The organism is Bradyrhizobium sp. CSA112 (assembly GCF_029051645.1).
Lineage (GTDB): Bacteria > Pseudomonadota > Alphaproteobacteria > Rhizobiales > Xanthobacteraceae > Bradyrhizobium.
This window is the reverse complement of the sequence record NZ_JAACFS010000056.1, coordinates 1-13,489: the sequence shown is the minus strand read 5'-3', so window position 1 is coordinate 13,489 and position 13,489 is coordinate 1. Positions and strand designations below refer to the sequence as shown.

The window sequence follows — 13,489 nt, the reverse complement described above, 5'->3', positions numbered from 1 at the left end:
CTAATCTGTCTCGATAGCGACTCCTTTGGCAGCTCGGCTTCTTACCCAGAGGCGAACAGCATGATGGCGGCCAAAAGATCAGCCCTGAATGGGAACCCGACACGCATCAGCTGCGCCGCTCACTAAGACGGCGCCTTAAGGCCTTGGCGCTGGCAACGCTAGCCCGGCTCGGCCCAGATCCTATCAGGAAATGGCGGTGCTTTTTCAGTTTTCGTATCATCGCTGCTCCCGGCGGCTTAGGAGTTTGAACATATTCACACGACGGCCGCCCAAATAGGACTTGAATCGCACGTGGCGTCAAATTGTACGATCTCAAAGTAGGTGGCGCCGGCTTCCGGCCGCGCCGCACTCAATCCGAGAAGCGTGTTTTGTTCTGTCCGCACAGATCCCTGGGAGCTGGTATGGCGACAAGATCGCGCAAACGCATAAAGATCGATTGGGCTGCAGAAGCTCCCAAGGAGCTGTGGCGGCAAATTTCGCTCGTCACGATCGGCGCGACATCGCAAGAGATTGCCCGGTATCTCGGAGCGGCATGTGAAAAGACCTGACGGCTCCAGGAAGATCTTGCTAGTCAATCACACTCAAGGCCAATGCCGGGCCATTGTCGGCCTCAAAGGTGGAGATGCCGGAGCCGCCTATATGTGTGGCGAGCCTGTATTGAGAAGATCGCGCAGGAAACTCTCGTCATGGTGCGCTTATCACCATTGTCTGATGCACGCAGCCCCTGTCGAGCAACACTGAAGTACGTGAGTAAGAGCCTACAGTTTAAGTCTCCGGATTACATCCACCCTACCTGAGCCTCACGAGATCGTCACAAGCTGAACTCTTTTGCGGATACCTGACGGAAGGCCCCTCATCTAAGACAATAAGCCGTAATCGACACCTTCCGAGCGACGTAGAGGAGCTCTCATTGGCCGCTTCGGGAGGCAAGTACTGTGCAAGCCAGGGAAAACGGAAGACTGATGGTTGATCTCTGCACGCTGATTGAGCGCAACGCGGCGTTCACTCCCGACAAGCCCGCGATCAATTTCGAGGGCGAGACCTTAAGCTACGCGATCTTCAATCAACGGATCGAGCAGGTCGCGCGCGCCCTAAAAAGCCAGCTCGGTGTCGAGAGAGGCGATCGCGTCGCGATCCTCAGCCTTAACCGGCCTGACCATCTGGTGCTGCTCTATGCCTGCGCGCGGCTCGGCGCAATGCTCGTGCCATTGAACTGGAGGCTTGCGGTCGCCGAGCAGCTCTTCATCCTGTCCGACGCCGCCGCCAAGGTGCTGGTGATCGAACACGCCTTCGAGGCACTCCTGCCGGCGCTGGCGGAGCAACTGCCGGATATCTTTGTCGTCGGCTTGGATTTTGCGCCCCTCGGCGGAAGCAAATGGGATGGCCTTCTAGACCGAGGGCGCGGCGATGGTCGCAATTTGTACACGGACCTGTCCTGCCCACTTCTGATCGTCTATACCTCGGGCACGACAGGGCGGCCGAAAGGGGCTGTGCTGCGCCAAGAGGCCTTGCTGTGGAATGGGGTTATGAGTCAGCACATGCATGGCCTCACCTCGGCTGACCATGTCTTGACAGTGTTGCCGCTGTTCCACGTGGGTGGCCTCAATATCCAGACGACGCCAGCGTTGCATCACGGCGCGACGGTTACGATCCACACGCGGTTTACGCCAGAGGCGACGCTCGCTGCGTTCGAGCGCGAACGGCCAACTCTGGCCGTGCTGGTGCCTGCCATGATTCAAGGCCTGACCGAGCATCCCAAGTGGTCGACCACCGACCTAAGCTCACTCAGAGCAATTTCCACCGGCTCAACCATGGTGCCGCAGCACCTGATCGAACGCTTTGTCGCCCGCAGCGTACCAGTGCTGCAGGTGTATGGCTCCACGGAGACCTGCCCAATTGCTGTCTATACGAGACTCGGCGGCGATCTCTCGCGTGAGGGTACGACTGGCCTGCCCGGCCTTTTCTGCGAAGCGGCAATCATCGATGATGGGGGCAACAAGCTGCCGCCAGGCACCCTGGGCGAGATCGCAGTGCGCGGGCCTAATGTTTTCTGCGAATATTGGGGCAATCAAGAAGCAACGCGCGAGGCGCTGCATAACGGCTGGTATCACACTGGCGACATCGGCCGCCGCGATGCTGATGGGTATTTTTGGGTCCATGATCGCAAGAAGAATCTGATCCTTTCCGGCGGGGAAAACGTTTATCCGGCAGAAGTCGAGCGTGTGCTTATGGAGCATCCCGATGTCGCAGAATGCGCTGTCGTCGGTCGGCCCGATTCGCGCTGGGATGAAGTACCAGTCGCCTATGTGATCAGGCAGTCGGGCGTGCGGATTGAAGCGGAAGCACTGACCGCGCATATGCAGTCGCAGCTCGCCCGTTTCAAAGTGCCGCGCGAAATCATTTTCACGGAAGAATTGCCGCGAACGGGGTTGGGCAAGATCCAGCATTTTATGCTGAAAGAGCTCGATGCGCGATCAAGTCGGTAAGGAGGCACCAAATGAATATCGCGGATTGGGCGCTGGCAATATTTCCCTTGCCGCCTGCACGCGATCTTATGTCTCTAGCTCACTGAAGTCGTTTCGAACAACTGTACTACACGAATACGCTGCCGCACGTTCATCGTAGTGCCGGACTGCGCTTCCGTCCCGATATATGCCAAGTACTACGGAGCTCGTTGATGCCGCGGATCCTAATTATGAACGCCGGTACCGCCCAAATGTCGGGTGCCGATCTGACGGCAATCCAACTTTCGCTTGCCGCCAAGTCAGCCTGGCGCTCCGTATGGTTTGCACAAGCGGGCGACCTAATTGTCTCTCCGGTAGCGATCCCAACTGATCTGCTACACTACGTTGGCGCGACGCTAAGGTTCGACCCATCGACCGTCTTGGTGCTCGTGCCAGAAAACGCGCACGAGACTCGGGTCCTTAGTGATTTCACTCTGCAGTCCAATACAATTGTTGAACAAATCCAACGCCACATTTGTGAGAAAACACATTGGAAACTCTGTGCTTGCTACTCTACTGAAGGCGTTGCGCGCTTAGCGGCGATGCTCGGCATACAGCAGAAAGGGAACGACTTCGCTCTGCAGCGAGGACCTGATCTATTGAACCGCAAGAGCCACTTCCGTCAATTGGCAACAAGTGTCACGCTTCCGTTGCCCAGTGGATGCATAGCAACAAGCTCAGAAGAATTGTTCAGAGCGGTCAACTCCCTAAGGCTTGAAACCGGCAGCGTCATTGTAAAATTAGACAATGGAGCCGGCGGGGTTGGAAATATCATATTAACCGGCAAGGAGAGCGCTCCACTACCTGGGGCAAGGGAGACCCGGCGGGTTCTTTGGCCGTCGTTTGATCCTGATGCACTTTGGTCTGAGATGACAACCCGATCGTGTAAAACAGTGGTCGTAGAATCATACCACTTGGCCCGTTCTCTGTTCTACCTTGAGTTTGAAATCGAGGAAAATGGTTCAATTGCATACGTCAACAGTGGAAACATACGTCTGCATCGAAGCGAAGATCGGGCCGAACGAGCTCTCGTCTGGACTGGTCTAGAGCTTCCAAGCGACCTGAGCAATGAGCAGTACTCGACCGCTTACGCGCACGCCTATCGATTTGTGGAGCTTGCGCGGACCTTGGGTTACCGCGGAATGATCAACATAGATGCCATTTTCTCGACCGACGGGCGGCTGCTGTTTAATGAAGCGAACGGTCGGTGGGGCGGGGGCTCGGTACTGCACAGCATTGCTGACCGATTGCTAGGAGCCGACTATTCCCATTCCTACGTGATTTCATCTGTGCGAAACGTCCGACTAAACTCCCTCCAAACGGCACTTGATTGTTTTGTCGATGAAGGATTGCTATTTGATCGCATACACAAGGAAGGCGTTATTCCGCTAGCCGCCGACCAAGAGGCAGGCACGGTGGAGTGTCTCGTGATCGCGCGCGACAGGCTGGTGGGCCGGAATTTCGAGCATCGATTATCGACGATGCTCTGATTTGGATCACTGCCCCATGTTCCACTCTTCAGGATGCCTTCTTCGGTCCATTTGTTCCAACTTGAACAACATCCCTATTCCCAACCATGTGCTGAAGCCAAAACGCGCCCTAAGGAGATGGCGAAGCGCTCTCTTCCAGGTTGACTGGCGCACCACTGTCGATTCTTCCGTTCCAAACCCAAGTTGTTCGGCGCACCAACCTTGTCAGGTTTGCTATGCCACAACCGTGCAAACGGTTTAGTTCTGGACGACGCGCGGAGCACGAGAATGCCGGAGCGATGCAGATCGGCACCCAAATCTGCAGTCATTGCTCCATTCTTTAGCTGATTAAAGTAGTTAGGCAGAACGGCTGGACGTACAATACCTTGTCCGGGATATGAGCCTCGCAGTTTGACCATCATTGCGCCAGTGGTTAGCGTTCCCCTCTCCTCTTCAGGCAGCAGAACTCGCTCTTGTCTGATAACTTACCATCCAGCATCACTGTACAGACGATAGCGACGGGCGAGGAAGACAGCAAAGTATCTTCGAGCGTCGAGCCCGGCATTCGTCTAGTTAGAGAATGCCGGCCTGCATCCATAGATCTCATTCGCACGCCATTATAATCCATTCCATCCATCTAGCTACTTTTCCGGCGCAAAAATCGCCGGCCTTGTGCGGCTGCCAGAATCGCTCGCTGTGGCGAAAACTGCAAGGTCGGACGGATTGGCGTTGACTTGAAGCGGCAGCATTGAGTCATTCTTAATGATTCGTAATCGAGCCCTTCAAACGCGTGAGAAGCTTGTCGACAAGCTACCGGTCACCGGCGAACTGCTGCGCGGCTCGCTGCTGGAGCGCACGGTTCGTCATAAGAGCGGCTGCCCGAAATGCGCGCGCGGCGAAGGGCACCAGGTGCATGTCCTGACGGTAAGCCATGCGGGCGGACGCGTGCGTCAGTTCAGCGTGCGGCGCGAGCGCGTTGCCGAGGTGCGCCGTTGGCTGGACAACTACCAGAAGCTGAAAGACGCGATCGAGGCGATCTGCGAGCTCAATCACCACCTGCTGCGCCCTGATGCGGCGCTGCCGCGGGGGAGGAAGAATGAGATGCGCAGAGCGCAACTGAGCTTCGGCGACGGCTTGATCGCCGGGGAAGTGAGCGATCTTCGCGAAGGCTGGATGACCCATGCTGACCGGGTTCTGGCGGATGAACAGATCGTCGGTGCGGTATACGAGGCGCTGGCGAGACGACATCCCAAGAGTCGTGGTCGTGGTCGGCTGGGCGCGCCGGCCGAGGTGGTGTTGCGATTGTTGATCCTCAAGCACGTTCGCACCTGGAGCTATCACGTGCTGGAACGCGAAGTGCGCGCCAATCTCGTGTATCGCGACTTCACCGGGTGGGCGGCGGCGAGACGCCGGACGCCAAGACGATGGGGCGCTGGGGCTTGGCTGTGGATCCGGAAACAATCAGGCAGATCCACGAACGGATCGTGCAAATCGCGCAGCAAAGGGGTGACGCAGGGACGCAGAATGCGCGTGGATACGACGGTGGTGGAGACCAACATCCATTACCCGACCGACAGCACGTTGCTGGGCGACGGGGTAAGGGTGTTGATCCGCATCATGAAGAAGGTCACCAAGATCGTCGGCACGGCCGGAACCAAACTGCGCGACCGAACGCGAAGCGTAAAACTGCGCCTGCTCGATATCTCGCGAACCGCACGTGCCAAAGGACCGCTCAATCACGAGAAGCTCAAGCAAGGCTACCGGCGGCTGTTGAACTCGACGAGCCGTGTGGTGGGGCAAGCGAAGCGCTTCTCCCATGAGATCGCCACCGGCGTGAAACGGGCCAGGGGCATCTTGAAGCGGCTGGCGCTGCAAGGCTTGCGGCAGGAGCTGGAAACGATGATGTCGCTCGTACGGCAGGTGATGCAGCAAACCCGGGAACGCATCTTCCGCGGCAACACGCGGGCGGAGGACAAGCTCTTCAGCGTGTTCGAGCCCTCGACGGAGATCATTCGCAAGGGCAAGGCCGGCAAGCCCAACGAGTTCGCCAAGATGGTCAAGCTGCAGGAAGCCGAAAACCAGATCGTGATCGACTACGAAGTCTACGACCGGCGGCCGAGTGATTCGGACCTGTTGATCCCGGCCATCGAAATCCACCAAGCCAAGCTCGGTCGCACGCCACGTCTGGTCGCAGCAGACGCCGGGTTCTATTCCGCCAGGAATGAAGCCGCGGCGAAGGCGAGCGGCGTCAAACGCGTCTGCATCCCCAATCGCTCCATCAAAAGCGTCGCGCGCAAGCGCGAGCAGAAGAAGCGTTGGTTCCGCAACGGCCAGAAATGGCGGACCGGATGCGAGGGACGCATCAGCGTGGCCAACCGGCGGCACGGGCTCGATCGCTGCCACTACAAAGGCAGCACCGGGATGAAGCGGTCGGTCGGGCTCGGCGTTGTCGCTGACAATCTCATGAGCATCGGCCGCGTGATGGAAGAACAGTCACTCCAAAGGTAGTCCACTTCCAGCGCCAATCTTGGCCTCTCATCGCCCCGCCGCCCCCGCGGGGCTTCTCGTTGTCTGCGTGGTTGACCCTGCCCTTCAGAGCCGCGATTTTTGCGCCGGAAAGTAGCTAGCCGACCTCATGCGCGAGCAGCAGGGTTTTCGATTATCCTGCGGTTCGCACCGCCGTATTTTGAACAAAAGTAGACGAGTGACCGACGCTCCCCGGCGTACACCTGCCTTACTTCATGCCGGAACCTACATGTGGTGATCAGTACGGTTCCTAAAGGTGGGCGAAACATTTGGAGTTTACGGTCGGTTGGATATACGACGAACTCACCGCCCTCAAAATCTGTCGCTAGCTGAACAATCACAGAATACTCGAAGTCGGGATCGCTCTCAGCATCCAAATGGATGCCAATGAAGGACCCAGGCGGCATGCGATGCATTTGGCATCGGCGAATGACGTATTCTGATGACGCTCCGAAGATCTTCCTGAGCGCGGAGACCCGCTCTGTCCTTTCAAGTAGTTCGATGATCTGCGCTGAAGCTGTACCATTCACGTTGCTAGGATTACGGCCGGCGTGATCCAGCCGCACTCGTCTTACAAAAACATTGTGAGAATCGCCGGCATCTCCCTTCCGAACCTCTTCTTCGGGAATATCGGACTGCAACTGATCGATCCTCGTCAACTCATCTTTGGTGAACAGCGTCTCGGGGGCAATCAGGACCGTACCTTTATCTGCCAGCTCTGAGCGGTACTTCGCGAGGGCATCTTCTGAAAGCAGACCAAGTTTATCACTCATTGTTCGCGCCTTTCGGATTCACTCAAATTCGACTCTTCTAATCCGCCTGCAACGAGCGGATCGCCAGATCCCAATTCTCGCCGTCGAAATCATCCATTCTTATGCTTTCGATCGTCGTTTTATCTAGGCATCGAACATTTACGCTGAATCCTGAAGGATTCGATCGCGGCCGATAAAATGGCTTTACGCCGCAAACCCGACAAAACGTATGCCGAGCGATGTTCTTATTGAACTGATATGTAGTGAGGAGTTCTTCGCCGCACTCAATCCTGAGCTTGTCGTCAGCAACGAGCATGTGCAAAACTCCGGACATTTGGCAGATTGAGCAATTGCACTTCACTGCAGAAATCTCTGCTGGCGCTCGTACGTAGAACTTGACAGCCCCACAGTGACAGCGGCCACTGTGTTCAACCTCCGGCCGACCATCTCCGTCACGCGAATCAATTCCGACTAGATTGCGGCACCACTCTAAGCTGAGACCATACGCGTGGTCGAATTCATCCAAGAAACGGCTACTGCAGTCGGCAGGGACCAGCTCGCTAATGAGCCTGATTGTCATCTCTCCGTGATATTTCTCCGCCGGATCCTCGCCGCCGACATGGACCTGGAAATACTCAAGATCATCAGTCCGAGCATCAAAGGTTCTGACTAAAGTGGTCCAAAGCGCCTGGATCATTTCCGCAGCATGTAGCTCAAAGGCAACCATGTAGGCGCAGCGCACTATGGGGTCTCTCGACGACAAGCCATGATATAGCGCACGCAGGTACCGGCTCGTTGTGGTACTGTAGTTAGGCTGTATTGCTCGGCCAAGTAGGCGCGACGCATCTGTTCTAAAGAGCTTTGAGTGGAAGTTTTCTGTTTCCAGAATACTGGGTAGCGCAGCGTTGCCGCCTTGGAGAACCCGACTGTGACCTCCCGTTTCATCCCAGCAGATAAAATTTGCGACCACACTGGTCAACTCAACGTCCCTCTGGAGGTCTCGATTGCGACGTATTGCGTCGAATATGAGATCCTTTTGCGATCCCGCCTGCAGGTGCGGGAACGCTTGTGACATCGCTAAGTATTCAGGTAGTAGACTGGCAACCTGATCTTTGGACATCTCCGCAGCGAACGGATGGGGGACAAGCAGAGCCCGGGCTCGCCGAGCCAAGTGCTCGCCAACTGGTATCTCTGAAGGTTGATGCAGTTTAGAGGAAGAAGCTTGGGATAACGTCATTCGAACCCGGGTATGCAGAGAGAGAGAGAGAGAGAGAGAGATTTTCTTGGCCTAGACCTAGGACCGCCAACCGATACCAATTCCCCCGGATCGAGAGACGAGTTCATTTTCCTGCAAAGAGGCATCACTTCGTCTTGAAGGCTCTCGATCTGGTCGATCCATCTAGTATCCTCCGGCTTCGGGTAGACCTTGGTGCGATAGTGCTTTGCTCAACTTATTTGTTCACGGATGTGTGGATTTTCTTGCTCCAAATGATTCCGTCGTCTCGCAGGCGTGCTCATTGGTTTCTCGATTGTGAGCTGTAGTTCCTACCGGGGTCGGTTCGCTTGCGCGAGATCAAAGCCAATTCCACGATGATTTCGTAGTGTGGGTTGGAGCGAGTGCCTGGGCCCGCACCTGCGCTATTGTGGTTGCGAGGTCAAGCACACGGGCTTTCGCTTTTTGCGCCTGACCAGCACTCAATACCAAAGGGAAGATATGCGCGCCTTCACTTTCGCCTGCCCGATCACCAACATGACGGTTCAGAAGTGGCTCGATGCTGATGCCGAGGCGACGGAACGAGAATTTCAAGGCCTTGTCTGCCCTGCTTGTTCGCAGTTGCACTTCATAAGTCGCAAGACTGGAAAACTGCTGGGGCAGAAAGAAAAATGACAGCGCCTCACAATTCTGAAGCGTTGACTTGTGTCCTTTTCCGGCTCTAGCGGTCACTTCCGTCTCCGCCCAGGAGCCTCGACGAGGCGCTAATGTAGGAGAGAGCGTCAGCCAGCTGTTACAAGCCCGCCGCTCCTGCGTGTAGCGCAGCCCCTGCAAGCGCTGAGCGGCCCAGCCGATAGACTTGTATATCTGAGCCAGCTTCAGATGCTCTCGTCGGGCATTGCTGTCAGGCGCGATCTGAGCGAGTGATCGGCATTTGTCCAATGCGGCGGTGGTACGACACGCGGGGGCTTGCTTGCACACCGGCCCTTCCCGTCCAAAAAGCCGCGCTTGCCTGCGATCACCCCGGAGCAAGGCCGGGATTTCCATTTCAGCCTCCTGCCAGCGCCAACAGCCGTGCGAGGTAGGTCGTGGGGTCACCTTCATTTCTCTCTCCATGTTGTCGTTCGGTCCGTGTCCGGTTGGAGACGCCAAGTCGGAAACCTGACAAAGTGGCACTCTCATTCCAGCGCGCCGTCGCGGCCGGACGCAGGTGCTTTTGCTCACGTCAAGCAAGGCTCGCACCAATTCTCGCGACCGGCACCCCGATTGCTGTGATGACATGGAAGGAAGCCGCAGCTGTTGCGCGGATCGGACATAGTCTGCGCACCGGAGCCTGAGCCACAGCAGTCAAAGTTGGACTAATACTCTCGCTGCTATCTGTAGTTGTGTTCAACAGGAAGTTGGCCTGGCAAATTCGCAGGCGTCACGACCCGCGATCCTATTGACTCGTTGCAACTCCGCTTTCCCCGTTTTGGCGTAGGAACGACATGTCTCGCCATGAGCTGCAGTGATCAGCAGACGCGTTCGTACCGGATCGGCATCTATTGGCACATGGCCTCGAGACGGCCGCTGGAGCACGGCAGCGTCTTCGGCCAACGACAGCATCATTGGATCGCGTGCCGCAAGCCGCATCACACCAGGTGATGCTCCGATACTGTGCGCTTAGGTAGGTGGCCATAGGGCACATTTATCCTCAAGGAACGATCTGAATTCGGCGCGTGAGCGGACCGTAGTCAGTTGAGGCTGGCCTTGTCGTATTCAGCCGCGTCCGGTTGGAGACGATGATGAGCGGAACCCGACAGTAGAATGCAACTCTTCCTCCAGCGCGCCGCGAAGCACCTGGTTATGCCCTTTTTCAAGCAAGGCTCGCACAATGTCTTTTGCGGCACGCCGATTGCTGGGAGACGGGCAGGATCGATTACGTCCATCGCAGTCTCGGAGGCACCGAGCCCGGAGTTCAGATGAAACTTGCTCGATTGATTCGAATCGATGCCATAGACGCCGCACGCTTGAGTGATCGTCCGCCAATTCAGGCTTCGCCCGTCCGTCGCTGGGTGCCCGCGTGGCGTTTGCCCAGGAGCGGCTTTGGTTCTTGTCGGAGGGCGGCAGAGACGCCGCGACATCAAGATGGGTTTGCGCTGACGGAGCTCGACAAGGTTGCGCTGCAGTCGACCTGGGATGGCCACCCTCGTCGAGTTGATTTGCTCAATACTCTTGGCACGTACAGGAGCAGCTGAAATGCGAGCGCTACATGTTGATCATCGTGCGGACCTTTCTCGCGCGTTGCAACGAGCGCTCCTGGATTGCGCTTTTGGCGTTCACGCCCTGCAAGCGCCCACTTCCTTGTGAACTCCCAAATCCCGAGACCACGCTCATGCGCAAGGTTCGCGCCAATATACCGTATAAGTAAGGAAAAGAGAGGTGTCCTCATGTCCAAAAACAATGCGGGCCAATTCAATGAACTTGCCACTCTATATGAAGACACCGTTCACTGGCCCTTTCGAAAAGAGATCGAAATTCCAAGCGTATTACTGGCTATTGGTGATGTTGAGGGTCTCTCAGTCCTCGACTTCGGGTGCGGCACGGGGATGTATTCCCGCTGGCTAAAGCAACGCGGCGCGGGCCGGGTTGTAGGGTACGATCCGACGAAAGGCATGCTCAACTACGCGCGGCGTCGGGCGGAGAAGGAGTTTCCGGGCATCTCCTTCGTCACTCGTCTCAGCCCCGATTTGATAGGTCAATTCGACCTGGTTCTTGCCGTGCATGTGCTGCAATACGCTAGCAGCGGACCTGAGCTGCAAGATATGTGCGCCAACATGGTCGGTCTGTTACGTCCTGGCTGGCGCTTGCTGACACTGGCGATTCACCCATCTTACGATCCACGTCGGAACTATTACGAACGCTATGGCCTCAGGCTCAGCGCCGATGATCTTCAGAAACCATATGTCGATGGTGGAGGTGTAAGGATACGACTCTGCAAAAACGGAAAGCAGGGCAGCGTCTTCGCATCGTATTGGTCCGCTGCTTCTTTAGAGCGGGCGTAAGGGCAAGCCGGCCTCCGATCGTTGAAGTGGCGGGAACTGGATGCCCCAGAATGCGCCGCTTTCGTCGGCGTAGGAAAAGAATTCACTGATCGTGATGTGCCTGGCGCCCGCGATCGGGCTGCTCGCAGTATTCCTCACCTATCCGCTGGGCCTCGGCGTCTGGCTCGCCTTCACCGACACCACGATCGGCCAGCGCGGCATTTTCATCGGCCTGGAGAATTTCCAGTATCTCTGGAGCGATCCCCTGTGGTGGGGCGCGGTGTTCTACAGCGTGTTCTACACCGCGGTCGCGACCTTCGGGAAATTCGCGCTCGGCTTCTGGCTTGCGCTGCTGCTCAACAACCACTTCCCGCTCAAGAGCCTGCTGCGCGCCATCGTGCTGTTGCCGTGGATCGTGCCGACGGTGCTGTCGGCACTGGCGTTCTGGTGGATCTACGATCCGCAGTTTTCGATCATTTCCTATCTCCTGGTCGACGTGCTGCACATCCGCACCACCTATATCGACTTCCTCGGCACGGCCTGGCCGGCGCGCTTCTCGCTGATCGTGGCCAACATCTGGCGCGGCATTCCCTTCGTCGCGATCTCGCTGCTGGCGGGCCTGCAGACCATCTCGCCCTCGCTCTATGAGGCGGCGATGCTGGACGGCGCCAGCGCCTGGCAACGCTTCCGCTACATCACCTTCCCGATGATGATGCCTATCCTGGCGATCGTGATGACGTTCTCGATCATCTTCACCTTCACCGACTTCCAGCTCGTCTACGCCATCACCCGCGGCGGGCCGGTCAACTCCACGCATCTGCTGGCGACGCTCGCGTTCCAGCGCGGCATCGCCGGCGGCGAGCTCGGCGAGGGTGCGGCGATCGCGGTATCGATGATCCCGTTCCTCGTGTTCGCGACATTGTTCAGCTACTTCGGCCTCGCGCGCCGCAAATGGCAGCAGGGAGAAGCCAATGACTGACGCAGCCGCCCAACAATCGACCAACGTCGCCAGCGCCACGCCTGATACCATGGCGTGGGATTCCCGCGCGCGGCGAGTGATGATGATCTATCTGCCGCTGTCATGCTTCGTGCTGATCCTGCTGTTCCCGTTCTACTGGATGGCGATCACCTCGTTCAAACCGAACGCCGAGCTTCTGAACTACAAGGAGCACAATCCGTTCTGGATCTCCTCGCCGACGCTCGCTCATATCAAGCACTTGCTGTTCAACACCGCCTATCCGACCTGGCTGAAGACCACGATGTTCGTGGCGATCGGTTCAACTTTCCTGTCGCTGTTTGCCTCGACGCTCGCGGCTTACGCGATCGAGCGCCTGCGCTTCCGCGGCAGCCCCTATGTGGGCCTCGGTATCTACCTCGCTTATCTGGTGCCGCCCTCGATCCTGTTCATTCCGCTGGCCACCGTGATCGTGCAGTTCGGCCTGTTCGACTCGCCGATGGCGCTGATCCTGGTGTATCCGACCTTCCTGGTGCCATTCTGCACCTGGCTCCTGATCGGCTATTTCAAGTCGATCCCGTATGAGCTCGAGGAATGCGCGCTGGTCGACGGCGCCACACGGCTGCAGATCCTGCGGCGGATCACGCTGCCGCTTGCGGTGCCCGGCCTGATCTCGGCCGGCATCTTCTCCTTCACGCTGTCATGGAACGAGTTCATCTACGCGCTCGCCTTCATCCAGAGCGGCGCCAACAAGACGGTGCCGGTCGCGATCCTGACCGAGCTCGTCACCGGCGACGTCTACCAGTGGGGCGCGCTGATGGCGGGCTCGCTGCTCGGCTCGCTGCCGGTCGCGCTGTTTTACTCGCTGTTCGTCGATTACTACGTGTCGTCGCTGACGGGCGCGGTGAAGGAATAAGGCTCTAGGAGCCTGTCCAGTTAGCATCGGGAAGCCGGTTTTATCCGAATGATAGCGGCTCATGCGGCCCTCGCCAGCTTGACGAGGTTGTGAGCGGTGCAAATCAGGGCCCATTCGGGCTTCACTTTGTC

Annotated in this window: 9 protein-coding genes; 6 read left to right on the top strand and 3 right to left on the bottom strand. The window is 57.4% G+C overall.

Features of this window, described 5'->3' with window-relative positions; genetic code table 11:
* The first annotated feature begins 962 nt into the window (after nt 1-962).
* From GWE18_RS39765 to GWE18_RS39755, 3 genes are all read left to right on the top strand, one after another.
* Nucleotides 963-2,486 (top strand): long-chain fatty acid--CoA ligase, encoded by a 1,524-nt coding sequence (locus GWE18_RS39765; RefSeq protein ID WP_275190986.1) that lies wholly within the window; start codon nt 963-965, stop codon nt 2,484-2,486.
* A 209-nt stretch (nt 2,487-2,695) separates the two neighbouring features.
* The gene (locus tag GWE18_RS39760; RefSeq protein WP_275190985.1) at nt 2,696-3,994 is read left to right on the top strand and encodes a hypothetical protein; all 1,299 of its coding nucleotides are present in this window, start codon (nt 2,696-2,698) and stop codon (nt 3,992-3,994) included.
* Nucleotides 3,995-4,735: 741 nt separating this feature from the next.
* Nucleotides 4,736-6,481: an ISNCY family transposase gene (locus GWE18_RS39755; protein ID WP_275190984.1), complete on the top strand. Its 1,746-nt coding sequence runs from the start codon at nt 4,736-4,738 to the stop codon at nt 6,479-6,481.
* 125 nt (nt 6,482-6,606) lie between these two features.
* Here the strand turns inward: GWE18_RS39755 and GWE18_RS39750 are convergent, their stop codons facing one another.
* From GWE18_RS39750 to GWE18_RS39740, 3 genes are all read right to left on the bottom strand, one after another.
* The gene (locus GWE18_RS39750; protein WP_275190983.1) at nt 6,607-7,272 is read right to left on the bottom strand and encodes a 2OG-Fe(II) oxygenase; all 666 of its coding nucleotides are present in this window, start codon (nt 7,270-7,272) and stop codon (nt 6,607-6,609) included.
* Nucleotides 7,273-7,309: 37 nt separating this feature from the next.
* Nucleotides 7,310-7,993 (bottom strand): GFA family protein, encoded by a 684-nt coding sequence (locus GWE18_RS39745; RefSeq protein WP_275190981.1) that lies wholly within the window; start codon nt 7,991-7,993, stop codon nt 7,310-7,312.
* Nucleotides 7,994-8,824: 831 nt separating this feature from the next.
* The gene (locus GWE18_RS39740) at nt 8,825-9,568 is read right to left on the bottom strand and encodes a hypothetical protein (protein WP_275190980.1); all 744 of its coding nucleotides are present in this window, start codon (nt 9,566-9,568) and stop codon (nt 8,825-8,827) included.
* Between the two features lie 1,325 nt (nt 9,569-10,893).
* On the opposite strand from GWE18_RS39740, the gene GWE18_RS39735 reads away from it, so the two are divergent.
* The 3 genes from GWE18_RS39735 to GWE18_RS39725 all read left to right on the top strand — a co-directional run bounded on the left by GWE18_RS39735 (nt 10,894) and on the right by GWE18_RS39725 (nt 13,358).
* Nucleotides 10,894-11,508, top strand: coding sequence for a class I SAM-dependent methyltransferase (locus GWE18_RS39735; protein WP_275190979.1), 615 nt, complete (start codon nt 10,894-10,896; stop codon nt 11,506-11,508).
* A gap of 94 nt (nt 11,509-11,602) precedes the next feature.
* Nucleotides 11,603-12,466 (top strand): sugar ABC transporter permease, encoded by an 864-nt coding sequence (locus GWE18_RS39730; RefSeq protein WP_275190997.1) that lies wholly within the window; start codon nt 11,603-11,605, stop codon nt 12,464-12,466.
* The gene (locus GWE18_RS39725) at nt 12,459-13,358 is read left to right on the top strand and encodes a carbohydrate ABC transporter permease (RefSeq protein ID WP_275190978.1); all 900 of its coding nucleotides are present in this window, start codon (nt 12,459-12,461) and stop codon (nt 13,356-13,358) included. Before GWE18_RS39730 ends, GWE18_RS39725 begins: the two co-directional genes overlap by 8 nt.
* Nucleotides 13,359-13,489 lie beyond the last annotated feature (131 nt).